The sequence below is a fragment of the Streptomyces tuirus genome, from assembly GCF_014701095.1.
GTDB lineage: Bacteria > Actinomycetota > Actinomycetes > Streptomycetales > Streptomycetaceae > Streptomyces > Streptomyces tuirus.
This window is the reverse complement of the sequence record NZ_AP023439.1, coordinates 6,073,903-6,099,429: the sequence shown is the minus strand read 5'-3', so window position 1 is coordinate 6,099,429 and position 25,527 is coordinate 6,073,903. Positions and strand designations below refer to the sequence as shown.

The 25,527-nt window shown below is 72.5% G+C and carries 24 protein-coding genes and 1 pseudogene; 17 read left to right on the top strand and 8 right to left on the bottom strand.

The window, feature by feature from the left end; genetic code table 11:
* A complete protein-coding gene (locus tag IGS69_RS27755; protein WP_190903208.1) occupies window positions 1–1,119 on the bottom strand; it encodes an aminoglycoside phosphotransferase in 1,119 nt (372 codons plus the stop codon).
* Between the two features lie 103 nt (window positions 1,120–1,222).
* On the opposite strand from IGS69_RS27755, the gene mmuM reads away from it, so the two are divergent.
* On the top strand, window positions 1,223–2,134 hold the full coding sequence (mmuM, locus tag IGS69_RS27750) for a homocysteine S-methyltransferase (RefSeq protein ID WP_190903207.1): 912 nt from the start codon (window positions 1,223–1,225) through the stop codon (window positions 2,132–2,134).
* 177 nt (window positions 2,135–2,311) lie between these two features.
* Here the strand turns inward: mmuM and IGS69_RS27745 are convergent, their stop codons facing one another.
* On the bottom strand, window positions 2,312–3,928 hold the full coding sequence (locus IGS69_RS27745) for a carboxylesterase/lipase family protein (protein ID WP_190903206.1): 1,617 nt from the start codon (window positions 3,926–3,928) through the stop codon (window positions 2,312–2,314).
* 335 nt (window positions 3,929–4,263) lie between these two features.
* Here IGS69_RS27745 and IGS69_RS27740 point away from each other — a divergent pair, with 335 nt between their 5' ends.
* Window positions 4,264–5,310 (top strand): LacI family DNA-binding transcriptional regulator, encoded by a 1,047-nt coding sequence (locus IGS69_RS27740; protein WP_190903205.1) that lies wholly within the window; start codon window positions 4,264–4,266, stop codon window positions 5,308–5,310.
* Between the two features lie 179 nt (window positions 5,311–5,489).
* Complete coding sequence (locus tag IGS69_RS27735; RefSeq protein WP_190903204.1) at window positions 5,490–5,915, top strand: helix-turn-helix domain-containing protein; 426 nt, start codon at window positions 5,490–5,492, stop codon at window positions 5,913–5,915.
* A gap of 36 nt (window positions 5,916–5,951) precedes the next feature.
* On the opposite strand, the gene IGS69_RS27730 is transcribed toward IGS69_RS27735, so the two are convergent.
* Window positions 5,952–6,494, bottom strand: coding sequence for a peptidoglycan-binding domain-containing protein (locus IGS69_RS27730; RefSeq protein ID WP_190903203.1), 543 nt, complete (start codon window positions 6,492–6,494; stop codon window positions 5,952–5,954).
* Window positions 6,495–6,989: 495 nt separating this feature from the next.
* On the opposite strand from IGS69_RS27730, the gene IGS69_RS27725 reads away from it, so the two are divergent.
* On the top strand, window positions 6,990–7,385 hold the full coding sequence (locus IGS69_RS27725; protein ID WP_190904665.1) for a VOC family protein: 396 nt from the start codon (window positions 6,990–6,992) through the stop codon (window positions 7,383–7,385).
* A 62-nt stretch (window positions 7,386–7,447) separates the two neighbouring features.
* Here the strand turns inward: IGS69_RS27725 and IGS69_RS27720 are convergent.
* Together IGS69_RS27720 and IGS69_RS27715 are read right to left on the bottom strand one after the other, a co-directional pair.
* Window positions 7,448–8,106 (bottom strand): annotated as a pseudogene (locus IGS69_RS27720) (helix-turn-helix domain-containing protein); the annotation flags it as partial.
* 112 nt (window positions 8,107–8,218) lie between these two features.
* Window positions 8,219–8,806 carry an SUKH-4 family immunity protein gene (locus IGS69_RS27715; protein WP_232543659.1) on the bottom strand — a complete coding sequence of 196 codons (588 nt, stop codon included), beginning with the start codon at window positions 8,804–8,806 and terminating at the stop codon, window positions 8,219–8,221.
* A gap of 89 nt (window positions 8,807–8,895) precedes the next feature.
* Here IGS69_RS27715 and IGS69_RS27710 point away from each other — a divergent pair, with 89 nt between their 5' ends.
* A complete protein-coding gene (locus IGS69_RS27710) occupies window positions 8,896–9,939 on the top strand; it encodes a hypothetical protein (protein WP_190903201.1) in 1,044 nt (347 codons plus the stop codon).
* A 250-nt stretch (window positions 9,940–10,189) separates the two neighbouring features.
* Here the strand turns inward: IGS69_RS27710 and IGS69_RS27705 are convergent, their stop codons facing one another.
* Entirely contained in the window at window positions 10,190–10,879 is a 690-nt protein-coding gene (locus tag IGS69_RS27705; RefSeq protein ID WP_190903200.1) for a helix-turn-helix domain-containing protein, read from the bottom strand.
* A gap of 113 nt (window positions 10,880–10,992) precedes the next feature.
* The gene (locus IGS69_RS27700) at window positions 10,993–11,934 is read right to left on the bottom strand and encodes an AraC family transcriptional regulator (protein WP_190904664.1); all 942 of its coding nucleotides are present in this window, start codon (window positions 11,932–11,934) and stop codon (window positions 10,993–10,995) included.
* Between the two features lie 108 nt (window positions 11,935–12,042).
* Here IGS69_RS27700 and IGS69_RS27695 point away from each other — a divergent pair, with 108 nt between their 5' ends.
* Complete coding sequence (locus tag IGS69_RS27695) at window positions 12,043–12,912, top strand: NmrA family NAD(P)-binding protein (RefSeq protein ID WP_232543658.1); 870 nt, start codon at window positions 12,043–12,045, stop codon at window positions 12,910–12,912.
* Between the two features lie 71 nt (window positions 12,913–12,983).
* Here the strand turns inward: IGS69_RS27695 and IGS69_RS27690 are convergent, their stop codons facing one another.
* A complete protein-coding gene (locus IGS69_RS27690) occupies window positions 12,984–14,165 on the bottom strand; it encodes a YihY/virulence factor BrkB family protein (protein WP_190903199.1) in 1,182 nt (393 codons plus the stop codon).
* 110 nt (window positions 14,166–14,275) lie between these two features.
* On the opposite strand from IGS69_RS27690, the gene IGS69_RS27685 reads away from it, so the two are divergent.
* The 11 genes from IGS69_RS27685 (at window position 14,276) to IGS69_RS27640 (ending at window position 25,338) form a co-directional block, all read left to right on the top strand.
* The gene (locus tag IGS69_RS27685; protein WP_190903198.1) at window positions 14,276–15,910 is read left to right on the top strand and encodes an acyl-CoA dehydrogenase family protein; all 1,635 of its coding nucleotides are present in this window, start codon (window positions 14,276–14,278) and stop codon (window positions 15,908–15,910) included.
* A gap of 278 nt (window positions 15,911–16,188) precedes the next feature.
* Window positions 16,189–17,466 (top strand): helix-turn-helix domain-containing protein, encoded by a 1,278-nt coding sequence (locus IGS69_RS27680; protein ID WP_190903197.1) that lies wholly within the window; start codon window positions 16,189–16,191, stop codon window positions 17,464–17,466.
* Between the two features lie 175 nt (window positions 17,467–17,641).
* Window positions 17,642–18,952, top strand: a complete 1,311-nt coding sequence (locus tag IGS69_RS27675) for a hypothetical protein (RefSeq protein ID WP_190903196.1) — start codon at window positions 17,642–17,644, stop codon at window positions 18,950–18,952.
* Between the two features lie 67 nt (window positions 18,953–19,019).
* Entirely contained in the window at window positions 19,020–19,592 is a 573-nt protein-coding gene (locus tag IGS69_RS27670; protein ID WP_190903195.1) for a GNAT family N-acetyltransferase, read from the top strand.
* 126 nt (window positions 19,593–19,718) lie between these two features.
* Window positions 19,719–19,802, top strand: a complete 84-nt coding sequence (locus IGS69_RS35110; RefSeq protein WP_311241247.1) for a putative leader peptide — start codon at window positions 19,719–19,721, stop codon at window positions 19,800–19,802.
* A 129-nt stretch (window positions 19,803–19,931) separates the two neighbouring features.
* Window positions 19,932–21,629, top strand: coding sequence for a nitrite/sulfite reductase (locus IGS69_RS27665; protein WP_190903194.1), 1,698 nt, complete (start codon window positions 19,932–19,934; stop codon window positions 21,627–21,629).
* On the top strand, window positions 21,626–21,805 hold the full coding sequence (locus IGS69_RS27660; RefSeq protein WP_053667764.1) for a hypothetical protein: 180 nt from the start codon (window positions 21,626–21,628) through the stop codon (window positions 21,803–21,805). Before IGS69_RS27665 ends, IGS69_RS27660 begins: the two co-directional genes overlap by 4 nt.
* On the top strand, window positions 21,802–22,512 hold the full coding sequence (locus tag IGS69_RS27655; RefSeq protein WP_190903193.1) for a phosphoadenylyl-sulfate reductase: 711 nt from the start codon (window positions 21,802–21,804) through the stop codon (window positions 22,510–22,512). The genes IGS69_RS27660 and IGS69_RS27655 overlap by 4 nt, the downstream gene beginning before the upstream one ends.
* A gap of 20 nt (window positions 22,513–22,532) precedes the next feature.
* Window positions 22,533–23,069, top strand: a complete 537-nt coding sequence (gene cysC, locus IGS69_RS27650) for an adenylyl-sulfate kinase (protein WP_190903192.1) — start codon at window positions 22,533–22,535, stop codon at window positions 23,067–23,069.
* Entirely contained in the window at window positions 23,066–24,001 is a 936-nt protein-coding gene (gene cysD, locus IGS69_RS27645; RefSeq protein ID WP_190903191.1) for a sulfate adenylyltransferase subunit CysD, read from the top strand. The genes cysC and cysD overlap by 4 nt, the downstream gene beginning before the upstream one ends.
* A 2-nt stretch (window positions 24,002–24,003) precedes the next feature.
* Window positions 24,004–25,338, top strand: coding sequence for a sulfate adenylyltransferase subunit 1 (locus IGS69_RS27640; RefSeq protein WP_190903190.1), 1,335 nt, complete (start codon window positions 24,004–24,006; stop codon window positions 25,336–25,338).
* Window positions 25,339–25,527: the final 189 nt, after the last annotated feature.

Below are 25,527 nucleotides of genomic sequence, written 5' to 3'. Positions count from 1 at the left end.
TCAGCGGCCGGTGGGGGCTTCCGGGAACCCGAGCCGGGGAGCCAGCAGTCGGGCCTCGGCCGCCCATTCGGCCAGGAACGCGAGGGCCGTTCCCCGTTCCCGGTAGCGGAGTTCGGCCGAGACGGTGCCCTCGCCGCCGTAGGCCACCGGCTGCTCGTCCGCCCGCGCCAGCATCAGTGCCGTGAGCCAGTCGTACTTGACCGCGGAGGCGCACACGCCGAGCCGTACGAGGGCTTCGTCGCCGCGCCAGCCGCTCTCGCGCAGTCCCTGCACATAGGCGTCGTAGGCCGCCTTGGCCAGGCCCGGCAGGTCGGCGGCGGGGACGAACAGGTCGAACACGCAGTCCGGGAGGTAGGCGCCGAGGTCCTCGCCGAGTGCGCCGTCGCCGGTGAACGCCCAGTCGAGCAGGACGCCCGCGCCGGGGCCGTCCGAGCGGAGGTTCGCCGGCCACTGGTCGAGGTGGCAGAAGGTGCGGGGCAGCGACTCCATGACCGTGAGGAACCATTCGCGGTCGTGGTGGAGGCGGACCATGTCCTCGCGCAGGCCGGGCGGGAAGTGCCGTCGGACCAGGGGGTGTTGCCACGCCTCGTCGGTGTCGAGCAGGGCCTCGCCCGTGGTCTTTCCCGCCGTGTAGTCCCGCAGGAAGCGCCGCGAGAGCCACGCGGCGTCCTGCCCAGCGCCCACCGTGCCCTGGGCGACGCCCAGGCGGTGTGCGTGGTCGACGTGACGGGCCAGGGGCCAGACGGTGGCGGGTCCGCCCGGCACGTCCTCCAGCCACAACGCCACGTCTCCGTCGGGGCGTTCGGCGCACTCCAGGAGCCGGGGTGCGCGGATGCCGTGCCGCTGCCAGACCTGGGCGAGGCCGGAGCCGTAGACGTACGCCTCGCGGCGCCAGAAGTTCCAGTGGCGCGGATCGTTGGACGCCGACCAGCTGACGTCGGTCTCCTTGGTCCGCGTCAGGACCTTCAGGACGGCCGAGCGGTCGCCGCCGGTGACCCGCCACACCCCGGCCGTGACGCCGTTCCACGGATTGTGGGTGAGCGGCTCGAACACCGCCCTGGCCGCGGGGACTCCAAGGACCTCACGTACTTCGGCTTGCGCTGCAGCGACCTCGGGCATCCCCCGATGCTATGCCGCCGCCTCCGCCGTGTCCTTGCGTCCCCGCAGCCACTGGACACACTCGGCCGGGGTCCGCCGCCGGTTCTCGACTACCGTCGGTGGCATGACCAGCACCCTCTCCCTCGCCGAGGCCCTCGCCGCCGGGACGGTCGTCCTCGACGGCGGCATGTCCAACCAGCTCGAGTCGGCCGGGCACGACCTGACCGACGAGCTGTGGTCGGCGCGGTTGCTCGCCGAGCAGCCGGAGGCGGTGACCGAGGCGCACCTCGCCTACTTCCGGGCGGGGGCGGATGTGGCGATCACCGCCAGCTACCAGGCGACGTTCGAGGGGTTCGCCAAGCGCGGGATCAGCCGTGGCCGGGCGGCCGGACTCATGGCGCTGAGTGTGGAGTCGGCCCGGGAGGCGGCCCGGCGGGCGGGCGTCGCGCGGCCCCTGTGGGTGGCGGCGTCGGCCGGTCCGTACGGGGCGATGCTCGCGGACGGCTCGGAGTACCGGGGCCGCTACGGGCTGAGCGTGGACGAGCTGGAACGTTTCCACCGGCCGCGCCTGGAGGTGCTGGCCGAGGCCCGGCCCGACGTCCTGGCGCTGGAGACCGTCCCGGACGCCGACGAGGCCGCGGCCCTGCTGCGGGCGGTGCGCGGACTCGGGGTGCCGGCCTGGCTGACGTACTCGGTCGCCGGTGGCCGCACACGGGCCGGGCAGCCGCTGGAGGAGGCCTTCGCCCTGGCCGCGGAGGCGGACGAGGTGATCGCGGTGGGGGTGAACTGCTGTGCCCCGCAGGACGTGGAGGCCGCGGCGGCGACGGCCGCGCGGGTCACCGGCAAACCGGTCGTCGTCTATCCCAACAGCGGCGAGACCTGGGACGCCGAGGCGCGTGCCTGGGCCGGCCGCTCCACCTTCACCGCCGGCCAGGTGACGGGCTGGCAGCAGGCGGGAGCCCGGCTGATCGGCGGTTGCTGCCGGGTGGGGCCGGAGGGCATCGCCGACATCGCGCAGGCCCTGAAAGCGGCGTGACCCGGCGCACCGCGCACGGTCCCGGCAGTACGCGCACACCCCGGAGCGTGATGCGGGCGGTCCGCGCTCTGGACCACGTGGCCGGCGCCCGGGCGAAGGCGAGCGCCGGGGCCGACACGCCCACCCTCGCCTTCGTCCTGAAGGACATCGCCGCCGGTGACGCCGGTGCACGTCTCGTCAGTGGCGTCGCAGGGCCCCGGCGCGGCGGAGTCGCCGTACCGCCGACCGCAGTTCGGCGCTGCGGGTGGGTGAGACGTCGGCCGGGACCACCGTGGGTGCGGGCTCCGCAGGTGTGAGCGCGTCGGCCTTCCAGAGGGCGAGTTCGCGGTCCCGGGGGCCGTGGGCGGTGTAGGCGAGCCCGTCCTCGGCGTCCGGTGCGCGGTCTCCGAACACCCGCACCGGGTGCGCGTCGTCCCAGCGTTCCCAGCCCGGGTCGCCGTCCGTGGCGAACCGCACCCAGGCCGTGTGCATGGCGTCCGCCAGCTCCTGCGGCGCGCCCTCCCCCGCCAGTTTCCGTGACTCGGCGACGTCCCCGGTGTCGAAGACGAAGCCCAGCTCCAGCGCGTGGCAGGAGCCGAGGCCGGGCAGGTTCGAGGGCCAGGCGAACTCGTAGACGTACGACGGTTCCGTGCGGGCGTCGGCCAGGTGGTGCAGGGGGATGCGGAGCAGGTGGTCGGTGACGAGCTGTCCGACGATCTCCGAGGTGCCGGCCTCGGGGTGCAGGGTGCGGTAGCCGCGCGGGACCTCGCTGCCGCAGTGGCAGCGGGCCATGGCGCCCGCGAGGGCGACGGCTCCGAGCCGGTCGACACGCTCCAGGAGCCCGCCCGGCACCAGCCAGAGCCGGTACTCGTCGCGGGTCCAGCCCAGCATCAGTTCGACGCCGGGGGCCGCGCCGCCGTCCGTGAGAGCCTCCAGCGGGTCGCGGGGGACGACGTCGCCGTCGATGACGAGGCCGAACGCGGGGCCGCCGACCACCGGGCTGCTCAGCTTGCTCACCTCGGCCTGGGTGCGCAGCAGCAGGTCGCGGTCGACGGCGGCGAAGGCCTCGGCGGTGGCGGGGATCCTCAGCCGGGAGGCCATCCTGCGGACCATGCGCCGTACCTTGGCGCGCTCGGACGCCTCGGGCGGCCCGCTCTGCAGGACGGCCCGGCGGACCAGCCCCTGGGTCTGCGGTGCGGCGATGAGGGCGCCGATGCTGATCGCCCCGGCGGACTGGCCGAACAGGGTGATGCGGCCGGGGTCGCCGCCGAAGGCCTCGATCGACTCGTGGACCCAGGTCAGGGCGGCGATCTGGTCGCGCAGGCCGGGGTTCGGGGGCGTGTCCGGGAACAGTCCGTAGCCCTCCACGCCCAACCGGTAGTTGATGGATACACAGACCACGCCGTCGCGGGCGAAGGCATGCCCGTCGTAGACGGGTACCGCAGAAGATCCCCTGGTCAGGGCGCCGCCGTGGAACCAGACGAGGACGGGGAGCCGGGCTCCGGGATCGGGTTGCGGGGTCCAGACGTTGAGGTTGAGGCAGTCGTCGCCGGGCACGACCGGGTCGGACAGGTAGTGGGCGAAGGCGTCGGAGTACGGCGGTTTCGGCGGGGTGGGGCCGAAGGCGCCGGCGTCGCGGACCCCGTCCCAGGGCGGCAGCGGCACGGGCGGGCGGAATCGGCGAGGGCCGAAGGGCGGGGCCGCGTACGGGATGCCGCGGAAGACCGCGACACCGCGCTCGTACCGGCCCCGCAGGGCACCATGGGGCGTACTCACCACGGGATCCGCCACGGGATCCGCCTGGTCTGCCGTCATGCGTTCACCAGCCTCCTCACCGCGCTCGTGCACCGTGAAGATCAGAGCAACTCATTGTGTTCCGGTATTCCGGCGCACGAGCGAATGAGAGAGCCGTTCGGGTTACGCGGTCACGTTGCGTGCACAGTCACGCGGCGCGGTCAGTTACCGGACACACACGGCGACTTCGCGCACAGCGTGCCGAACCGGAGCGAATTCCCTTTCACTTCCCGGCGTCCTGCGCCGCACCTACAGTAGGAAGCGCTTTCTGCCCGGCCGGATCTCGCGACCGCCGTGGGCAGCGCTGGTCGAAACTTTCCACGGCCCACGGGCGGGCCGGAGAGGTGGGTTCCCCGATGGTGCGTACGGCGAGTGCGAGCGTGGCGGCCGGTCCGACACTGGCGGTCGTGGCGCGCGAGGCGGGGGTGTCGGTGCCGACCGCGTCGAAGGTGGTCAACGGCCGTGAGGACGTGGCACCCGAGACCCGCCGCCGCGTGACCGAGGCCCTCGACCGGCTCGGCTACGTGCGCCGGCCCCGGTTCGACGCGGCGAAGCCACCCCGGCTGGTCGACCTGGTCGTCCACTCGCTGGAGAGCTCCTGGTCGGGGGCGGTACTGCACGGCGTGGAGGAGGCGGCGCACGACGCGGGCCTGGAGGTCGTGGTGTCGGCGGCGCTGATCCGCTCCCGGGCCGGCCGCCCGGAACGCGGCTGGCTGGACAAGCTGGTCGCCCGGGGCTCCTCCGGGGTCCTGTTCAACCTGGCCGAACTGAGCGACTCGCAGTACGCGTGGCTGGAGCAGCACCGCATCCCGTTCGTGATGATCGACCCGGTGCAGGAGCCGCCGGAGGGCGTCGTCTCGGTGGGGGCGGCGAACTGGCGGGGCGGGCTGACGGCCACGGAGCACCTGCTGTCCCTGGGCCACGAGCGGGTCGCCGTCATCGCCGGCCCCCGGCGCACGATGTGCAGCAGCGCCCGGGTCGCCGGGTACCGCTCGGCGCTGGCGTCGGCCGGGGTCCGCCACCGCGCCGACTACGTCCGGCACGCCGGCTTCGACGAGAGCGTGGCCCGCAGCCGCATGCGGGAACTCCTCGACCTGCCCGAGCCGCCGACCGCCGTCTTCGTCTGCTCGGACCGGATGGCGCTGGGGGTCTACGAGGCCCTGGCCGAAAGGGGGTTGAGTGTCCCCGCCGACTTCAGTGTGGTGGGCTTCGACGATCTGCCCGAGGCGCGCTGGGCCTCCCCCGCCCTGACCACCGTGCGCCAACCGCTGTCCGAGATGGCCGCGACGGCGTTGCGGTCGCTGCTGCGCCTGATGGACGGCCATCACCCGGAGAGCACGCGGACGGAGCTGTCGACGCGGCTGGTGGAGCGGGCGAGTACGGCGGCGCCGCCGCTCGCATGACACCCGGGAGGTGCTCCCGCCCGAACCGTGGTCGTGCGGGTGTCCGCCGCACACCCCCTTGTGCGCGTCGCGCGCCCGCCATCGGGGGGAACTCGCCGGGACGGGCCGGCGTCGAACGATGCGGTGGGGAGGGGCCGGTGCCCGGGGGCGGGGCGGCGGCGAGCAGTGGGGGGACGACCATGACACGCTGGCGGCCGCTTCCGGACGTACTGCCGAGGGAGGCGCGGCACCTGGTCGAGCAGCTGCGGGCCCTGAAGGACCGTACGGGTCTGAGCCTCGCCGAGCTGGCCCGGCGCACCGCCTACAGCAAGTCGTCGTGGCAGCGGTATCTCAGCGGGGCGAAGCAGCCGCCGCGGGGAGCGGTGCAGGCGCTGTGCAGGATGGCGGGGGCGGAGCAGGCGCGGCTGCTGACGCTGTGGGATCTGGCCGACCGGACGTGGCCGCACGGGGCGGCGGTGGCGGGCGAGCCGGCGGAGCGGATGCCGGACGAGCCGCCGGCCGGTGCCGAGTACCGGCGTTGGCGGGCGGCGGCCCTGGTGTCGTTCGGGGTCATCGTGGTGCTGCTGGCCGGGTTGCTGTGGGTGTTGCCGGCGGGGAGGGGGTGACCGTGACGGCCTTCCGCTCCCCGGCGACGGTGTCGCTCAGCCGAGCGTGCGGTAGTGGGCGTACTTCCACGGCCCGACGTTCTTCAGCTTCACCTGGTACTTGCCGCCCACGCGCTTGAAGTTGACGTTCCGCACGAGGCCCTTGTACTGGACGATGTTGCCCGGCAGGCTCTGCAGCCGGGTCTGGGCGAAGTCCCAGCTCTCGCTGTCGACGGTGCCGTCGGTCTCGGGGAGGTTGTGCCGGCTCTGCCACCACTGCGTCGCCGACTCGGTCTCCGGCCCGAACGAGCCGTCGATCCGGCTCTTCCTGAAGGGCTGCCACTCGCCCTCGTCGTCCTCCCACTCGGCGCCGTCGGCCCACAGCACCGTCTCCCACAGGGCGATGGCGTTGCCCCTGGCGTAGCCGTCGACGCCGAGGTTCTCCTCGTCCTCCCAGTCGTTGGTGACGGCACCCTTGCCGTCGATGCCGAAGTAGGCGGGCGCGGCGTTCGCCGCCGGCGCCAGGGCGATGCCGGTCCCCCCGGCTCCCAGCAGCACGGCCGTCGTCACCATCGCCACGGCCCGATTACGCATGCTCATGCGGTTGTCCTTTCCGAACCGCCGTCCCCCTGCGGGTTTCCCCTGGGGCGGCTCGTCTCGTCTGGCCCGCACAGCGTCGGGGGCCGAGGGCACTCCCGGCGAGCCCTGGCCGCGGACCCGGACCGCCCAGGGACGGTTCAGGCGCGGGGCGGCGCGTGTCCCACCCGGGGACGGGTCGGCCCGGGGCCGCCCGGGTCGCGGGGCCGGCGGCGGTAGGCGCGGCAAGAGAGGAACACGACGGCCGCGCGGTCGTCCAGGGGCTGTTCGAGGGCCGCCGGGTCCGGATGGGGGGCCATGGGGGATGCCCCTGCGGAGACCGAGATTTTCGCCCGGCTCGGCCGAACCGGGGTGTCCGCCTCGCGGTCGGCTCAGATGTCCGCCTCAGTGTCGGATCAGGTGTCCGCCTCAATGTCGGCTCAGGTGTCCGCCTCGGTGTCGGCTCAGGTGTCCGATTCGTTCAAGACCGGATGTCGCGGGGCTGCCTACGGTGGCTCCATGACTGCACGATTCGATGCCATCGGCCTGGTCGTCTCCGACATGGCCGCCTCCGTCGCGTTCTACCGCCGGCTCGGGTTCGCCTTCCCGGACGGCGCCGAGGACCAGCCGCACTCCGAGGCCGGACTGCCCGGCGGGCTGCGGCTGATGTTCGACACCGAGGAGACGGTGCGTTCCTTCCTGCCCGAGTGGCGGCCGCCCGCGGGCGGGGGCCGGGCCTCGCTGGCCCTGCGCTGCGACGGACCGGAGGAGGTGGACGCGCTCTACGGCGAACTGGTCGGCTCGGGGTACCACGGCGAGCTCAAGCCATGGGACGCCTTCTGGGGGCAGCGGTACGCCGTCGTCCACGACCCGGACGGCAACGGAGTGGATCTGTACGCCCCGCTAGTGCCCTGACCGCAAACGTTCACAGTGTCGGATGGGGTTCGACCGAACGGCGTGAGCGGTCGTGAGGCTTTGGCACTGACGGTGTCCTGGACACCGGCGCCGTCCGGGCGGGTCGCGCGGACCGACCTCAGCGCGGCCAGGGTGTTCACGGCGCCCTTCTTCTGGCGGTTGACGCCCCACAGCCTGTCGTCGCCGACCGAATGGCAGCCATGGAAGTAGCGCACGCCGTGGGTGCGGGGTAGGTCGCGGGATGCCGCTCGGGCCGGCCCTGCTCGGCCCAGCACGACCCGGCGGTGGGCCGGATCCCGAGCGGCCCGAACTCATCGAACGCGAACACACGGTCCGGGAAACGCTCCAGCACCTCCTCGATGCGGTCCAGCTTGGCGTCGCGTTCGGGGTCGGGCGACTCCTTCCACGTCTTGGTGCGCTGGAACGTGATGCCGCGGCGGGCGAGCAGGCACCGTAACGCCTCGCGGCCGATCCGGATGACACGGCCGTGCACTTTCCGCAGGTAATCGGCGAGTTTGCGGATGGACCAGCGAGTGAAGGGCTCACCGAGCTTGGTCGGGCGGGTGGTGGCCGTCGCCACGACGAAGTCCTCGTCGTCCGGGCTGAGTAGGCGGGGACGGCCTCCCGCCCACCGAGGGTCCAGACAGGCCAGGCCGATCTCGTTGAACCGGTGGATCACATCCCGGACGGTGTCCTCATCGGCCTGCACCAGCTTCGCGACGCGAGAACGGGCTCTGGCACAGATCTTGGGGAGCGGTCGCGGAGGGTCACTGGAGCAGGATCATCTTGCGAAGCAATTCGAAAATGTCGATCTCGCTCATGGTGACTGCCTGTCAGATCGCGTCGTATCCCACCTCCTCGTAGACCCGGTCCCACCAGGTGTCCATCTCGAACGCGGGCGGGTCGAGCTCCCGCAGGCGGTCCCTGATCTTCATCCCGAAGGCGACCCGGGCCTCCCCGGCGGGGTCGTCGTCGCCTTCGTAGTTGTCCGGCGGCTCCAAGTCGTCGAAGTCGTCGACGTGTTCGCAGCGGTACTCCCAGGCGGCGAGCGCGTCGAGGAAGGCGATCATGGAGGAGTTGACGAACCGCTTGGCGGGATCGACGCCTTCCGCGAGCACCCACACACGGCCCGTCTCGTCGAGTACGTACTCAGGAGCGGGCCATGTATCGGTCAGTCCGAGAGTCCAGAAGTGGCCTGCCACGCGCGAGAAGGGCGCCGAGCCGGGCACCGGCAGACACATCGTGTCCCCGTGCGGCAGCCCGTACCCGCGGGCCACCTCCAACGCCTCCCGTACCGGCGGGGGCCAGTCGGCCACCTCGGGCGCGTCCGCCGCGGGCAGGTCGAGCGTGTCGTCCTCAGCCCAATGGCCGGGGCGCACCCAGTGAGGGGTGTACTGCCCCGAGCCGTTCTCCTCGGCCACCTGGTGGACTCCCCTCCGACGACGCCTCGTTACGAACTGTGGAACCATCCCACACACATCGTCCATGCCGTCCGTGGGGGTCCAGTTCCGTGCCTGTCTCCGCCCGTCTCCTCGCCACCATCCCCACACTGCTGAACCCCGCGTCGGCGGACGCCCCGCACGTGCTGTGGGGGCCCGGCCACCGGCTGCTGGTGCAGCGCGGCGACACCGAGGTGTCCGTCCGCGACCTGGACCGGAACGGGCCGGAGGTCCGCTTCCCCGCGCCGTGGCCACGTCGATTCGGCTCGGTGACGGTCTCCCCGGCGGGGGACGTGGCCGTGTTCGCCGGCGTGCACGCGTTGCGGGCAGTGGACGGTGCGGGTGCCGTGCTGTGGGAGTTCCGGCATGGCTGCTGGTCCTCCGCCGTGTGCGAAGAGGCCCACACCTCCTTCGTCGAATACGCCGACGACCACTACCACCGCCACGCCGACACTGGTTCGGCTGCTTTCTCCCCCGACGGCAAGCTCCTCTGGGCGCACGTCCGCAGCGACTCGGGGCACGATCTGGAGGAGTGGCTGGTCCTGGACCCCGCCGACGGCACGGTCCTGGGCCGGGCCGGGACGGGGACGACGGGGTCTTCGTTCCCCACCCCCCACCCAGACCCCGCGTACATGGGCCTGACCGTCGGCGAGGGTGACGAGGACTCATCCGCCCTGTGGGGGCACTGGGACGGCCGGACGCTCTCCGTCCGGCGACTCGACGAGCAGGTACTCCTCGCCGTGAGCCCGTCAGGCCGGCACTTCCTGGCCACGGATCCGGGGCAGTGGTGCCTCTACCTCTGCCAGGCGGAGGACGGCGAGGAGCTGCGGCGACTCGCCGCCGCGGACGCGGTGCCGCCGCCCCCGGGCGACGACCACGCGCGCTGGGACTACGAGGCGGCCTTCCCCCACGACGACGCCGCCGTCGTGGGCACCGAGTACGACACCGGCGACCCCCGCCACTGGCTCGTCGACCCAGCCACCATGACGCTGCGCGGCCGGATCGCCTACCCCTTCCCCGTCCACGGGAGCGCTCGCGGGGCGGGCCACGGCACCTGGTACACGGTCTCCCAGGACCAGACGCTCGTCTACCTGTGGCGACTCGACGGGTGTTGAACCCGCACACCCGGACATGTCGTGCCGTGCGCACGGTATGACGATACGCCGACATGGTCACTCCAACGCCCAGGAACCCGACCTTGCGATTGAGTGGGAGACCACCAGATGAGCAGTTCAGCCATACTTGGCGTGTGCTGCCTGGCGGTGATGGGCCGCAAATTCGCGCGCAACGGCTACACCGTCGCCCTGCGCAGTCAAGGGTCAGCGGGTTCGACGGCGAACCCGGCGAACCCATGTGGTCACAGCACTAGCCACCGCCGCGGAGTAGCTCCCCCAGCGGCAGCCCCGCCAACTCCCTCACATCGCGGGCCAGATGGGCCTGGTCGGCATAACCGGCCCGGGCGGCCGTCTGCGCGAAGGGCACACCGGCCCGGGCCAGTGCGAGGGCGCGCCGCAGCCGGAGGACGCGGGCCAGGGTCTTGGGGCCGTAGCCGAAGGCGGACAGCGAGCGGCGATGCAACTGGCGTGCGCCCAGGCCTAGTTCATCGGCAGTGGCGGCGACGGGGCGGCCCGCGTCCAGGGCGGTGACGACCTGCCGGAGCAGTGGGTCGGGGGGTTCGGCGGCGGCGGCCTGCCGCAGTGCCAGCTCCTCCAGACCGCTCGCCGGGTCGGGGGCCGCGTTCACCCGGTCGGCCAGACGCCGTACCTGCGAGGCGGGCCACAGGTCCGTGAGCTCGACGCGCCGGTCGCGCAGCTCGTGCGCCGGCACGCCCAGGAGCGCGGGTGCCGTGCCCGGGTAGAAGCGGACTCCGGCCCAGGGGCCGGTCGTCCCGCCGGGGAGGTACGCGCGGGTGTCGGGCCCGGCGACCATCAGCCGCCCGTCGTGCCAGAGCAGATCCATGCACCCGTCGGGCAGGACCCGCCCCACCCCGGGCCGGGACGGGGTGTTGGTCCACACGACCGCCCCGGGCAACCGCGACGCCCGCTCCACGTACACGTGGGCCAGGCTACGCCGCGAGCGGGTGACAGGCAGGGGCCAGGAGGACAGCAGGCGCAAGGCACCAGGCACCGGCGCCGTTCCGACAGCGGGCAGGGGTCCCGCGCCCGCCCCTACGCCACCCGCCCCCGGTACTCCACCGGGCTCACCCCGTACACCCGCTTGAACGCCGTCGACAGGGCGAACGCGCTGCCGTAGCCCACCCTGCGGGCCACCGCGTCCAGGGTGTCGGCGGAGTCGCGCAGGCGGTCGGCGGCGAGGGCGAGGCGCCAGCCGGTGAGGTAGCTCATCGGGGGCTCGCCCACCAGGCCCGTGAAGCGGCGGGCCAGCGCGGCCCGGGACACCCCGGCCTTCGCGGCGAGCGTGGCGACGGTCCACGGGTGGGCCGGGTCGTCCTGGAGCAGGCGCAGGACACCGCCCACGACCGGGTCGGCGAGGGCCCGGTACCAGGCCGGCGCCTCGGCCTCGGGGCGTGCGAACCAGGCCCGCAGCGCGGCGATGACCAGCAGGTCCAGCAGCCGGTCCAGGACGACCTCCTGCCCCGGCTCGTCGCGGGTGATCTCCTCGGTGAGGTAGGGCGTGAGCGGGCAGTCCCACACGTCGGACGTGAGGGTGAGCAGCGGCGGCAGGGCGTCCAGCAGCCGCCCGCCGACCTCGCCCTGCACCGGGTAGGTGCCGATCAGCATCACGGTGTCCCCGTCGAGCCGGTCGCCCCAGGTGCGCACCCCCAGGTCCATCGAGCCGTTGAGGGGCCGCCCGTCGGGGTAGCGGCACTCCTGGTGCGGCAGGATCACCGCCTGTGGTGCCGTGCCCGGGGCGTCGGCGCAGGTGTACGGGTCCGGGCCGCGGGCGATCGCGAGGTCCCCGGCCGCGAGCCGCGCCCTCTCGCCCCGCTCGGGCACGATCCAGGCCTCGCCGCGCACGACGAGCATCACGGTGAGCGGGGCCCGGTCCTCGACGCGGACCGCCCACGGCGGGTCGAAGCAGGCCCTGATCATGAACGCGCCCCGGGCGCGGGGCCCCTCCAGCAGACCGGCGAGGGGGTCCCCCCGCATGACCGTGTTCGAGCGTGGCGGGTCCATGCGACCAGCGTAGACGCGGTCGTATGGGAATGAGCCGTTCAGCGATGGTTCCGTGCGGGGTACGGCAGTTGACTCGGGAGCATGACGAACACGGCGGAGAACACGACACGAAACGCGGCAGGGAACACACCGGGCATGACGGTGGTGGTGACCGGCGCCTCGGGCCGTACCGGGAGCCGGGTGGCGAGGGCCGCCGAGGCGGCCGGGCTCACGGTGCGGGCGGCGTCGCGGGCGACGGGCTTCGACTGGTGGGACCGCTCGACCTGGGCGGACACCCTGCGCGGCGCCGACGCGGCCTATCTCGCCCACCCCTCGGACGTCGGCGCCCCGGGTGCCGCCGAGGCGGTCGGCGCGCTCGCGCGGGAGGCGGTCGGTCTCGGGGTGCGGCGGCTGGTGCTGCTGTCCGCGCGAGGCGAGGACCAGGCCCTGCCCACCGAGAAGGCGCTGCACGCCTCGGGGGCGGACTGGACGGTCGTACGGGCCGCGTGGTTCGCGCAGAACTTCAGCGAGGGGCCGCTGGTGGCGGAGCTGCGGGAGAGCGGTGAGCTGGTCTTCCCGGCCGACGAGGTGCGGGAGCCGTTCCTCGACGTGCGGGACATCGCGGACGTCGTGGTGGCCGCTCTGACGTCCGGCGACCGGTACGTGGGACGGACTCTCACGCTCTCCGGGGCACGGCTGCTGACCTTCGGGGAGGCCGTCGCGGAGATCGCCGGGGCGACGGGGCGGCCGCTGACGTACCGGGCCGTCCCGACGCGGGACTACGGAGAGGCGCTGGTCGGTTTCGGTGTGCCGCCGGAGGAGGTGGCGGGCATGACGGCGATCTTCGACACCCTCCTCGACGGCCGCAACGCGCACCTCTCGGACGGCGTGCGGGAGGTCCTGGGCCGCCCGCCCCGGGACTTCGGGGACTTCGTGCGCGAGGAGGCCGCGGCGGGGACCTGGAAGGCCTGAGAGGAGGCCGCCGCGGGGACCTGGAAAGTCTGAGAAGGGAGATGGCGGCGAAGGCCCGAGGGCGGCGGCCGTCACTTCTCCTCGGACGGCGGCCCTTCCCCGTCGACCTGGGTGCTCTTCGCGTGGGTGTGCTTGACGTGGCTGTTCTTGGCGTGGGTGCTCTTCACATGGGTGCGCAGGCGGGCCGAGACGTCCTCGGGCGGCAGGAAGCGGGACCAGCGCTCCGGGAACTCGGAGGGCATGTCGGGGTCGCCCTCGCCCGCGGCGCCGGCACGGGCCACGTACTCGGCGACCTGCGCCTGCCGCAGCCGCTCGTTGGCCTCGCGGGCCGCGGCCGTGGCGGCGGCCGGCCAGACGCGGTCGATGGCGGCGTTGACCGCGGCCCCGACGAGCACGGCGAACGCGGACACACCGATCCACAGCAGCACGGCGACGGGCGCGGCGAGGGAGCCGTAGATCGTGGGGCCCTCGACCGTGCTGGTCAGGTAGATCCGCAGCAGGAAGCTGCCCAGCACCCACATGCCGAGGGCGACCAGCGCGCCCGGCACGTCCTCGATCCACGGGGAGCGCACCGGGACGGACACGTGGTACAGCGTCGTCAGGAAGGCGATCGACAGGAGGATCACCGTGGGCCAGTAGAGGACCTGGACGACCGTCGTCGACCACGGCACGATCCGCACCACGGCGTCCGGCCCGGCCACCATCAGCGGCAAAGCGACCGAGCCGATCAGCAGGGCCACGATGAACAGCAGGAAGGCCATCAGACGGGTCTTGACGATGCCCCGGACGCCGTCGAGGCCGTACATCACGGTGATGGTGTCGATGAAGACGTTCACCGCGCGAGAGCCCGACCACAGGGCGAAGAGGAAGCCGATGGAGATGACGTCGGGCCGGCCGCCCTTCGTCACGTCGTGCAGGATCGGCTGGGCGATCTCGCGGACGCCCTGGTCGGACAGGACCGTGCGGGAGGCCTCCAGGAGGTTGGTCTGGAGGCTCTGGATGGTGTCGGCGCCGGTCCAGGCGTCGACGTAGCCGAGCAGTCCGATCATGCTCAGCAGCAGCGGCGGCACCGACAGCAGAGTGAAGAACGCGGCCTCGGCCGCGAGGCCGAGGATGCGGTACTCGACGCAGGAGTTGACGGTGTCCTTGACCAACAGCCAGGCGGTCCTGCGTTTGGAAACGTTCCGGTACAGGGCCCGCGCCCGGTGGAGGCGCCCGGAGGGCGTGTCGGGGGTCTCACTTGCTGGCTGCACCCCCTAACGGTATCCGCCGTGCCCTGGCCCACTCACCCACAGGCCGGGTCTTCGCCGACCGGTCCGGTTTCACCGGGTGCCAAGGTGCTGCCCCGGGGTACGTTCGCACCATGGCAGGCAGCACCCACACCGTGACGAACCAGGTCCCGCCGCTGGTCGGGTACGACGTCTTCTCCGCCGACCGGTCCCTGACCGACGCGGTCGACCGGCATCTCGATCCGGAGCTGCGCGACGACGTCCTCGGCGAGCTGGCGGCACTCGGCCGGGCCTCCGGCTCGGCCCAGGTGCAGGAGTGGGGGCGGCAGGCCAACGAGAACCCGCCCCGGCTCCACACGCACGACCGGTACGGCAACCGCCTCGACGAGGTCGAGTTCCACCCCGCCTGGCACCGGCTGCTCGGCAAGGGGGCCTCGGCCGGTCTGACGGCGGCCTGGGACCGCCCGGCCGGGCATCTGCGGCGGGCCGCCGCCTTCCTGGTGTGGACGCAGGTCGAGGCCGGCAACGGCTGCCCGCTGTCGATGACGCACGCGGCGGTCCCCGCCCTGCGCACCGACCCGGACCTGGCCGCCGAGTGGGAGCCGCTGCTGACGTCCATGGTCTACGACCGTGAGCTGCGGCCCGCGCACCTCAAGGCCGGGGCGCTGTTCGGGATGGGCATGACGGAGAAGCAGGGCGGCAGCGACGTCCGGGCGAACACCACCTCGGCGCGGCCCCTCGCCGAGGACGGGACGTACGAGCTGACCGGGCACAAGTGGTTCTGCTCGGCGCCGATGTCCGACGGCTTCCTGGTGCTGGCCCAGGCTCCGGGCGGGCTGACCTGCTTCCTGGTGCCGCGGGTGCTCGGGGACGGCACGCGCAACGTGTTCCTGATCCAGCGGCTCAAGGACAAGCTCGGCAACCGGTCGAACGCGTCGGCCGAGGTCGAGTTCGACAGGACGTGGGCGCGCCGGGTCGGGGAGGAGGGGCGCGGGGTGCGCACCATCATCGGGATGGTCGCGGCGACCCGGCTGGACTGCGTGCTCGGCTCGGCGGGGCTGATGCGGCAGGCCGTGGCGCAGGCGGTGCACCACTGCACGTACCGCGAGGCGTTCGGCGGGAAGCTCGTGGACAAGCCGCTGATGCGCAACGTCCTCGCCGACCTGGCGCTCGAGTCGGAGGCCGCGACGACGCTGGCGCTGCGGCTCGCGGCGGCGTACGACGACGGCGGCGAGCAGGAGCGGGCGCTGCTGCGGATCGCGGTGCCGGCCGCCAAGTACTGGGTGACCAAGCGGTGCCCGCCCGTTGCCGTGGAGGCGGCGGAGTGTCTCGGCGGCAACGGGTACGTGGAGGAGTCCCAGATGCCCCGGCTGGTGCGCGAGTCGCCGCTGAACTCGGTCTGGGAGGGCGCGGGAAATGTGCAGGCGCTGGACGTGCTGCGGGCGTTGCGGCGGGAGCCGGGCGCGCTGGACGCGTATCTGCGGGAGGTCGGGCAGGCGCGCGGCGCCGATCACCGCCTCGACGCGGCCATCAAGAGCCTCCTGACCGAACTGGCCGACCTGGAGGGCGTGGAGGGGCGGGCGCGTCGGCTGGCTGAGCGGCTCGCGCTGGTGCTCCAGGGGTCGCTGCTGGTGCGTTTCGCGCCACCGCAGGTCGCCGACGCGTTCTGCGCGGGACGGCTCGGGGGCGACTCGGGCGCGGCGTTCGGGACGCTGCCGCACACCCTGGACCTGGCGTCGGTGGTGGAACGGGCGCGTCCGGTGTCCTGAACCGGTCCCGCTGTTCCGCGTGTGCGGAGGTTCCGGCGCGCGAAAAAGCGAGGGTGGTGCTGCGCCGACACGGCACCACCCCCGCAGCACTGGCCCGTTCGAGCCACTGAACGCCGCTCGGCACGGCGCCGCTCAAGTTTCGGACACGGCCGGGCCGTCCACCAGGGTTGCAAGGGGTTGCAACTTGCTGCTGACTGTGTGCGGACGGTGCACGGGCCGGCGGGGCAGGCGGCACTATGAGACGCACAGTCAAAAGCGACTCAGGAGGGCGCACGCGGATGGACGTCACGCACTTGGCCGCCGTGGACAGCACGCGTGCGGCCCGGGTCCTCAGCCAGGTGCGTTCCGCCCGGCTGGCGGGGCAGCCCGCTCCGGTGGCGCCGCGTCCGGTGATCGAGCGGTCCTGGGAGCGGATGATGCGCAGCGGTGTCGATCCCGACCATGACGTCCGGGCGGATCCGCTCCCCCGCGAGGAGGTGCAGCGGCGGCGCGAGACGTCGGTATTGCGCCATGTGCTGCCGGTGCTGAGGGAGGGGCTGCTGGCGGCGGCGGACGTGGCGCACCACATCATGGTGGTGGCCGACGAGGACGGCCGGGTGCTGTGGCGCGAGGGCAGTCCGCCGGTGCTGCGCAAGGCGGACGGGCTGGGCTTCGAACTCGGCGCGGACTGGCGTGAGGACGTCGTCGGCACGAACGGCCTGGGCACCCCGGCGGTGGTGCGCCGGCCCGTGCAGGTCTTCGCCTCCGAGCACTTCGTGCGCTCCCAGTCCTGCTGGACCTGTGCGGGCGCTCCCCTGACGGATCCGCGGGACGGCCGGCTGCTCGGCGTGGTGGACGTGAGCGGCCCGCTGGAGACGATGCATCCGGCGACGCTCTCCTGGGTCGGCTCGGTGGCCAAACTCGCCGAAGCCCGGCTGCGGGAGATGCACACGGAGTCGCTGGAGCGGCTGCGGGCGGTGGCGGCGCCGGTGCTGGCCCGGCTCGCCGGCCGTGCCCTGGTCGTCGACCCGGACGGCTGGACGGCCGCGGTCAGCGGGATGCCGTACGCACGGCGCGTGGCGCTGCCGAAGTCGCTGTCGGCGGGCCCGAGATGGCTGCCGGCGCTCGGGCTGTGCTCGGTGGAGCCGCTGGCCGGGGGCTGGCTGCTGCGGGTGGTCGACGACGAGGCCGGCCGGCGCGGCCCGGCCCGGATCGTGCTGGACCTCCGGCAGGCGCGGCGCTGGTCGGTGGAGGTGCTCGGTGGGGCGGGCTCCTGGAGCAGGGAACTGAGTCCCCGGCACGCGGAGTTGCTGTACCTTCTGGCGGTCCACCGCTGCGGCCGCAGCGCCTCGGAGCTGGCCGGGGACGTGTTCGGCGACCCTTCCCGCACGGTGACGGTGCGTGCCGAGATGTCGCGGGTGCGGCGGTATCTGGGGGCGTTCCTGGAGCACCGGCCGTACCGGTTCGCCGAGGCGGCCGAGGTCGAGGTGCTGCTTCCGGACGATCCGCTGGATCTGCTGCCGCACTCGACCGCACCGGAGGTGAGCAGGCAACGCAGGTCCTCGGCGGCGCCCTGAGGTTCACCGCGCGTGGCGTACAAGCCGCCCCGAGAGGTGCATCTTTCGCATATTTGCAGGGTCTTCGTCCGCCGACCCCCCTGTCTGCCGTAGCATCCCTCTACGGACCGCCCCACCTGCTCCTCCGCCAACGTGTGGATCACCAGGCGCAGTTGGTCCGTCTCGGGAGGACGTTATGAAGCATCGCGGCAGACACCGGCGGCGCAGGCGGGGCAGGGCGCTGCGCGCGACCCTGGCCGGGACGGCTCTCGCGCTCACCGCCGCCGCCACTTTGATCAGCGCCTCGCAGGCCACCGTCGCCGACGCCCCCGGGGCTCTGAAGCCGGTCGCCGCGTCCGACGCGGCCGGGCGGCTGCCGCTGGCCGAGCAGCGGGTGCCCGAACAGTGGCTGGACCGGCTCGCGGCGAAGATGGGCCGGCCCGTCGGCGTCGGCGCGGTGCTGGAGGGCGCCGATCTGCCGCTGCGGAACGCGGCCGGCTGCTCGACGGCCGAGAGGCACAGCCTGCCGGTGGAGCCGGCGGCCACACGCGCGTACTGCTTCGGCGGCTCCGACACCCGGGGCTGGCGGGCCGGCGCGGTCACGACGTCGGGCGACGCGGACGACGACGGCCTCTGGGGAGGCAACCGCGTGATCCTCTCCGGCTGGACGAGGGGCGCGGCGGGCGGCTCCCTGGACGGCCCGTCCCCCGGGCAGGGGCTGGCCAAGGTCGCCTTCGTCGACGCGAACGACCCCGGCGCGCTGCGCTACACCTGGGCTCTGCTGGCCGTGCCGGTGGACGGCGGGCGGGACTACCGGGGGCTGGTCTCCCCGCTGTCCGGCATGGTCTGGTACCAGGACAAGCTGCTGGTGACGACCCGCGAGGGCGACCGGGACGCGCTGTACGTCTACGACATGGACCGCATCCAGCGCGCCACCGTCGAGTCCGACGCGGTCGGCCGGGTGAGGGGCGGCTGGGCGGCGCACGGCTACCGGTTCGTGCTGCCCGCCGTCGGCTCGTACACCCTGCCCCGCGGGGACGGCACCTCCCGCCCGGCCACCGTCTCCCTGGACCGCAGCACCTCCCCCGACAGTCTGGTCGCGAGCGAGTGGGTGCCCGCGGACGAAGACCGGCACACCCGGCTGTGGCGTTACGCGCTGAGCCGCGACCCGGCCCGAACCGGCCTGCTCACCACCGACTTCTCCGGCGAGGCGGCCCCGGTCGAGGCCTATGAGACGAAGACGGCCGACGTGCGGGGCGTGCTGGCCCACCGCTCGGGCTGGTACCTCGGCCGCGCGGCGGGCAGCCCGGGCGGGCACGGGACGCTGTGGCGCCAGGACACCGAGGGCGCGGGGGCCACGGAGTGCGGCACGGACGGGACGCGGCACTGCTGGAGCGGCGGGTCGGGTTCCCTGTCCTACTGGGAGGCGACGGGCGAGGTGTGGTCCCAGTCGGGGCGGATGCTGTTCGCGCTGCCGCTGACGTCGATCGACCGGGCGCTGGACTGACCGGCGCCGGTCGCCCGGGCCGGGGACCGATCGACAGACCAGGTGGTCAGATGATTTTCTGGCTCGCATGACCACCATCGCCGTGACCACCTGGTCCCTGGAGCAGACCGCCCCGACCGACCTGCTGCCGGCCGTCGCGCCGGACGGGGACGTCCGGGTCGTCCGCTCCGAGGTGCCCTCGCCCGAGTTCAGCCGGTTCCTGTACGCGTCGGTGGGCGGCGACATCCGCTGGACGGACCGGCTCGGCTGGTCGTACGCGCGGTGGGTGGAGCACCTGGAGCGGCCCGGCGTGGAGACGTGGGTGGCGTACGACCGGGGCACGCCCGCCGGGTTCGTGGAACTGGAGGCGCAGGACGACGCGGTGGTGGAGATCGTCTACTTCGGGCTGCTGCCCGCCTTCCGGGGCCGGCGCATCGGCGGGCACCTGCTGTCGTACGGCGCGGCCCGGGCCTGGGACCTCGCGGACCGCTGGGCCGGACTGACCCCGACGAAGCGGGTCTGGCTGCACACCTGCAGCAAGGACGGCGAGCACGCGATGGACAACTACCAGCGGCGGGGCTTCAAGCTGTTCGACACCAAGGTCGAGGAGGAGGCGGACGTCGCCACTCCGGGACCGTGGCCTGGGGCGTTCCCCGTCTGACCTGGTCGGACACCCCGGAAGCCCCCGATGTGACCAACGACACCCTTGTCTTGCTCTGCGAGACAAGGGTGTCCGCATCTTGGACGAAGCTGGACTGTGTCCAGATCGCCGTGACACGCTTCCGTCATGTCTGGAACTGGAATTGCCTTGGTGAGTCGGCGGCACGTCGACCTCGGCCGCATGTCCAGCGCCATCTGTCCGGCGCACTGAGCGTACTCAGCCCGCGCCCGACATCTTCCTTTCCTGCCTCACCCCTGCGCAATGACGCGCCCTATGCCCATGCGCACGCATGCGCAGGTCAGAGCCGCATTTTCGCCTGTCCCGAAGGACGTATCAACCATGGCCGCCACCCCGCAGAACCCTGCTGCCGCGACTCCCCGCCGCAAGGTGAGCCGTCACCGCGGTGAGGGTCAGTGGGCCGTGGGGCACCACACCCCACTGAACGGCAACGAGCAGTTCAAGAAGGACGACGACGGTCTCAATGTGCGGACACGCATTGAGACGATCTACTCCAAGCGGGGCTTCGACTCCATCGACCCGAACGACCTGCGCGGCCGCATGCGCTGGTGGGGTCTGTACACCCAGCGCAAGCCCGGCATCGACGGCGGCAAGACGGCCGTCCTGGAGCCGGAGGAGCTGGACGACGAGTACTTCATGCTGCGCGTCCGGATCGACGGCGGCGCGCTGACCACGCAGCAGCTGCGGGTCATCGGCGAGGTCTCGCAGGAGTTCGCGCGCGGCACCGCCGACATCACGGACCGGCAGAACGTGCAGTACCACTGGATCCGGATCGAGGACGTGCCCGAGATCTGGAACCGGCTGGAGGGCGTGGGCCTGTCGACGGTCACCGCCTGCGGCGACACCCCGCGTGTGATGATCGGCTCCCCGGTGGCGGGCATCGCCGAGGACGAGATCATCGACGCCACACCGGCCCTGGAGGAGATGAAGCGCCGGGTCCTGAACAACCCGGCGTACTCGAACCTCCCCCGGAAGTTCAAGACCGCGATCTCGGGCTCGCCGGTGCTGGACGTGGTGCACGAGATCAACGACGTCGCGTTCGTCGGTGTCGTCCACCCCGAGCACGGTCCCGGCTTCGACGTGTGGGTCGGCGGCGGCCTGTCCACCAACCCCAAGCTGGGCGTGCGCCTGGGCACCTGGGTGTCGATCGACGAGGTGCCGGACGTCTACGAGGGCGTCATCTCGATCTTCCGCGACTACGGCTACCGCCGGCTGCGCAACCGTGCCCGGCTGAAGTTCCTCGTCGCCGACTGGGGCCCGGAGAAGTTCCGGCAGGTGCTGGAGGACGAGTACCTGAAGCGCAGGCTGACCGACGGCCCTGCCCCCGAGCAGCCGTCCCAGCTGTGGCGCGACCACATCGGTGTGCACCGGCAGAAGGACGGCCGGTTCTACGTCGGCTTCGCCCCGCGCGTGGGACGTGTCGACGGCGCGACGATCACGAAGATCGCCGACCTCGCGGAGGCCCACGGCTCGGGCCGGGTGCGCACCACCGTCGAGCAGAAGATGATCGTCCTCGACGTCGAGGAGGACAAGGTCGAGTCGCTCGTCGAGGCCCTGGAGGCGCTCGACCTGACCGCCCGGCCCTCCTCCTTCCGGCGCGGCACCATGGCGTGCACCGGCATCGAGTTCTGCAAGCTGGCCATCGTCGAGACCAAGCAGCGCGGTGCGCAGCTGATCGACGAACTGGAGCGCCGCCTGCCGGACTTCGACGAGCCGCTCACCATCAACCTCAACGGCTGCCCGAACGCCTGCGCCCGTATCCAGGTCGCGGACATCGGTCTCAAGGGCCAGCTCATGCTCAACGACCGGGGCGAGCAGGTCGAGGGCTACCAGGTGCACCTGGGCGGCGCCCTGGGCCTGGAGGCCGGCTTCGGCCGCAAGGTGCGCGGTCTGAAGGTCACCTCCGACGAACTGCCGGACTACATCGAGCGCGTCCTGAAGCGGTTCCAGGCCGAGCGCGAGGACGGCGAGCGGTTCGCCACCTGGGCGGCGCGGGCCGGCGAGGAGGCCCTGTCGTGAGCGAGCGGATGGCCCCGTTCTACTGCCCGTACTGCGGTGACGAGGACCTGCGGCCGAGCGAGGAGGGGCACGGCGCCTGGGAATGCGCGGCGTGCAGCCGGGCCTTTCAGCTGAAGTTCCTGGGCCTGCTGGCCCAGGGGCTGAAGCGATCCGATTCCGGAGGGGCACAGATATGACGACCGCTCAGGAAGAGCGCGCCACCGAGGACCTGAAGCAGCTCGCCGAGCAGGCGGGCCGCGACCTTGAGGACGCCTCCGCGCTGGAGATCCTCCAGTGGGCGGCGAAGACGTTCGGCAAGCAGTTCTGCGTGACCTCCTCCATGGAGGACGCGGTGGTCGCCCACCTCGCCGCCCGCGCCATGCCGGGCGTCGACGTGGTCTTCCTCGACACCGGCTACCACTTCGAGGAGACCATCGGCACCCGCGACGCCGTCGAGGCCGTGATGGACGTCAACCTCATCACGCTCACCCCGGTGCAGAGCGTCGCCGAGCAGGACGCGCAGTACGGCCCGAAGCTGCACGACCGCGACCCCGACCTGTGCTGCAAGCTGCGCAAGGTGCAGCCGCTGGAGCAGGGCCTGAAGGACTACCGGGCCTGGGCGACCGGGCTGCGCCGCGACGAGTCCCCGACCCGGGCGAACACCCCGGTGGTCGGCTGGGACGACAAGCGGCAGAAGGTCAAGGTCTCGCCGATCGCCCGCTGGACCCAGGACGACGTGGACGCGTACGTCACCGAGCACGGCGTCCTGACGAACCCGCTGCTGATGGACGGCTACGCGTCCGTCGGCTGCGCCCCCTGCACCCGCCGGGTCCTGGAGGGCGAGGACGCGCGCGCCGGGCGCTGGGCGGGCCGCAGCAAGACCGAGTGCGGACTGCACGGATGACGACGATTCAGGAGAGTGACGTGACGTCCGGAGCCACCGTCTGGCTCACGGGTCTGCCGAGCGCCGGCAAGACCACGATCGCCTACGAACTGGCCGGCCGGCTCCGCGAGGAGGGCCACCGGGTCGAGGTGCTCGACGGCGACGAGATCCGCGAGTTCATCTCGGCGGGCCTCGGCTTCAGCCGCGAGGACCGGCACACCAACGTGCAGCGCATCGGTTTCGTCGCCGAGCTGCTCGCCCGCAACGGCGTGCTGGCCCTCGTCCCGGTCATCGCGCCCTACCAGGACAGCCGGGAGGCGGTGCGCAAGCGCCACCAGGCGAACGGCACCGGGTACGTCGAGGTGCATGTCGCGACGCCCGTCGAGGTGTGCAGCGAGCGTGACGTGAAGGGTCTGTACGCCAAGCAGGCCGCCGGTGAGCTCACCGGACTCACCGGGGTCGACGACCCGTACGAGGCGCCCGAGTCGCCCGATCTGCGCATCGAGTCGCAGAACCAGACCGTGCAGGAGTCCGCGGCTTCCGTGTTCGCCCTGCTGACCGAAAGGGGACTGGCATGACGACCGTCGCCACCGTTTCCGAGGAGACCGGCAGTCCGTACGCGCTGTCGCACCTCGACGCCCTCGAGTCCGAGGCGGTGCACATCTTCCGCGAGGTGGCGGGCGAGTTCGAGCGGCCGGTGATCCTCTTCTCCGGCGGCAAGGACTCCATCGTCATGCTGCACCTGGCGCTGAAGGCCTTCCGGCCGGCGTCGGTGCCGTTCTCGCTGCTGCACGTGGACACCGGGCACAACTTCCCCGAGGTCCTCGACTACCGCGACCGCACGGTCGACAAGCACGGGCTGCGGCTGCACGTCGCCTCCGTGCAGGACTACATCGACCGCGGTGTGCTCAAGGAGCGCCCGGACGGCACCCGCAACCCGCTGCAGACGCTGCCGCTGACCGAGAAGATCCAGGCGGAGAAGTTCGACGCCGTCTTCGGCGGCGGCCGCCGCGACGAGGAGAAGGCCCGGGCCAAGGAGCGGGTGTTCTCCCTGCGCGACGAGTTCTCCCAGTGGGACCCGCGCCGGCAGCGCCCGGAGCTGTGGAACCTGTACAACGGCCGGCACGCGCCCGGTGAGCACGTCCGGGTGTTCCCGCTGTCCAACTGGACCGAGCTGGACGTGTGGCAGTACATCGCCCGCGAGGGCATCGAGCTGCCGGAGATCTACTACGCGCACGAGCGCGAGGTCTTCGCCCGCAGCGGCATGTGGCTGACCGCCGGCGAGTGGGGCGGGCCGAAGGACGGCGAGACCGTGGAGAAGCGGCTCGTGCGCTACCGGACCGTGGGTGACATGTCCTGCACGGGCGCGGTGGACTCCGAGGCCGACACCATCGAGAAGGTGATCGTCGAGATCGCCGCCTCCCGGCTGACCGAGCGCGGCGCCACCCGCGCCGACGACAAGATGTCCGAGGCGGCGATGGAAGACCGCAAGCGCGAGGGGTACTTCTAGAGATGAGCACCATCACCACCGAGGAACTCGCGGAGACCACGCTCCTGCGGTTCGCCACCGCCGGCTCCGTCGACGACGGCAAGTCCACCCTCGTGGGCCGGCTGCTGCACGACTCCAAGTCGGTCCTCACCGACCAGCTGGAGGCCGTGGAGCGCGTCTCCGCGAGCCGCGGCCAGGAGGCGCCGGACCTCGCGCTGCTGACGGACGGCCTGCGCGCCGAGCGGGAGCAGGGCATCACGATCGACGTGGCGTACCGCTACTTCGCCACGCCCCGGCGGCGGTTCATCCTCGCCGACACCCCCGGCCATGTGCAGTACACGCGGAACATGGTCACCGGCGCCTCCACCGCCGAGCTGACGGTGATCCTGGTCGACGCCCGCAACGGCGTCGTCGAGCAGACCCGCCGGCACGCCGCCATCGCCGCGCTGCTGCGCGTGCCGCACGTGGTCCTCGCGGTCAACAAGATGGACCTCGTCGGCTACGAGGAGAAGGTGTTCGCCGCCATCGCCGAGGAGTTCACGGCGTACGCGACCGAGCTGGGCGTGCCCGAGGTCACCGCGATCCCGATCTCGGCGCTGGTCGGCGACAACGTGGTGGACCCGTCCTCGCACATGGACTGGTACGGCGGCCCGACCGTGCTGGAGCACCTGGAGACGGTGCCGGTCAGCCACGACCTGAGCCACTGCCACGCCCGGCTGCCCGTGCAGTACGTGATCCGGCCGCAGGGCCCGGACCACCCGGACTACCGGGGTTACGCCGGTCAGATCGCGGCGGGTTCCTTCCGCGTGGGCGAGTCCGTCACGGTGCTGCCGTCGGGCCGGGCCTCGAAGATCTCCGGCATCGACCTGCTGGGCGAGCCGGTGGACGTGGCCTGGACGACGCAGTCGGTGACCCTCCTGCTCGAGGACGACATCGACATCTCGCGCGGTGACCTGATCGTGCCGAGCAAGGACGCGCCCGCGACCACGCAGGACATCGAGGCGACCGTCTGCCATGTCGCCGACGCCCCGCTGACGGTCGGGCACCGGGTGCTGCTCAAGCACGGCACCCGCACGGTCAAGGCGATCGTCAAGGACATCCCCTCCCGCCTCACGCTCGACGACCTGTCCCTGCACCCGCATCCGGGACAGCTCGTCGCCAACGACATCGGCCGGGTGAAAATCCGTACCGCCGAGCCGCTGCCGGTCGACTCCTACGCCGACTCGCGCCGCACCGGCTCGTTCATCCTGATCGACCCGAACGACGGCCAGACCCTCACCGCCGGCATGGTCGGCGAGTCCTTCGCGGCGCCGGAGCCGGTCAAGGACGAGTCCGAGGACGACGGGTGGGACTTCTGACATGACCTCCCCGGACTTCTACTCGATGTTCGCCAAGGAGGGCGGCCGCGTCGGCAGCGGGGCTCTCGGGAGCGGGCAGGGCGGAGTTGCGCGATGTGTGCGCTGACGTACGCGCACTGCCTGCGCGCCCTCACCCCCCACCGCCGTAGACGAAAACCTGCCGACCTCCCGGCCACGACCTGAGAGACC

Bases quoted from the DNA above. Each gene is read 5' to 3' on its own strand.
- IGS69_RS27755 (WP_190903208.1), bottom strand. From the start codon at position 1,119: ATGCCCGAGGTCGCTGCAGCGCAAGCCGAAGTACGTGAGGTCCTTGGA.
- mmuM (WP_190903207.1), top strand. From the start codon at position 1,223: ATGACCAGCACCCTCTCCCTCGCCGAGGCCCTCGCCGCCGGGACGGTC.
- IGS69_RS27745 (WP_190903206.1), bottom strand. From the start codon at position 3,928: ATGACGGCAGACCAGGCGGATCCCGTGGCGGATCCCGTGGTGAGTACG.
- IGS69_RS27740 (WP_190903205.1), top strand. From the start codon at position 4,264: ATGGTGCGTACGGCGAGTGCGAGCGTGGCGGCCGGTCCGACACTGGCG.
- IGS69_RS27735 (WP_190903204.1), top strand. From the start codon at position 5,490: ATGACACGCTGGCGGCCGCTTCCGGACGTACTGCCGAGGGAGGCGCGG.
- IGS69_RS27730 (WP_190903203.1), bottom strand. From the start codon at position 6,494: ATGAGCATGCGTAATCGGGCCGTGGCGATGGTGACGACGGCCGTGCTG.
- IGS69_RS27725 (WP_190904665.1), top strand. From the start codon at position 6,990: ATGACTGCACGATTCGATGCCATCGGCCTGGTCGTCTCCGACATGGCC.
- IGS69_RS27700 (WP_190904664.1), bottom strand. From the start codon at position 11,934: ATGCGGGGGGACCCCCTCGCCGGTCTGCTGGAGGGGCCCCGCGCCCGG.
- IGS69_RS27695 (WP_232543658.1), top strand. From the start codon at position 12,043: ATGACGAACACGGCGGAGAACACGACACGAAACGCGGCAGGGAACACA.
- IGS69_RS27685 (WP_190903198.1), top strand. From the start codon at position 14,276: ATGGCAGGCAGCACCCACACCGTGACGAACCAGGTCCCGCCGCTGGTC.
- IGS69_RS27680 (WP_190903197.1), top strand. From the start codon at position 16,189: ATGGACGTCACGCACTTGGCCGCCGTGGACAGCACGCGTGCGGCCCGG.
- IGS69_RS27675 (WP_190903196.1), top strand. From the start codon at position 17,642: ATGAAGCATCGCGGCAGACACCGGCGGCGCAGGCGGGGCAGGGCGCTG.
- IGS69_RS27670 (WP_190903195.1), top strand. From the start codon at position 19,020: ATGACCACCATCGCCGTGACCACCTGGTCCCTGGAGCAGACCGCCCCG.
- IGS69_RS35110 (WP_311241247.1), top strand. From the start codon at position 19,719: ATGTCTGGAACTGGAATTGCCTTGGTGAGTCGGCGGCACGTCGACCTC.
- IGS69_RS27665 (WP_190903194.1), top strand. From the start codon at position 19,932: ATGGCCGCCACCCCGCAGAACCCTGCTGCCGCGACTCCCCGCCGCAAG.
- IGS69_RS27655 (WP_190903193.1), top strand. From the start codon at position 21,802: ATGACGACCGCTCAGGAAGAGCGCGCCACCGAGGACCTGAAGCAGCTC.
- cysD (WP_190903191.1), top strand. From the start codon at position 23,066: ATGACGACCGTCGCCACCGTTTCCGAGGAGACCGGCAGTCCGTACGCG.
- IGS69_RS27640 (WP_190903190.1), top strand. From the start codon at position 24,004: ATGAGCACCATCACCACCGAGGAACTCGCGGAGACCACGCTCCTGCGG.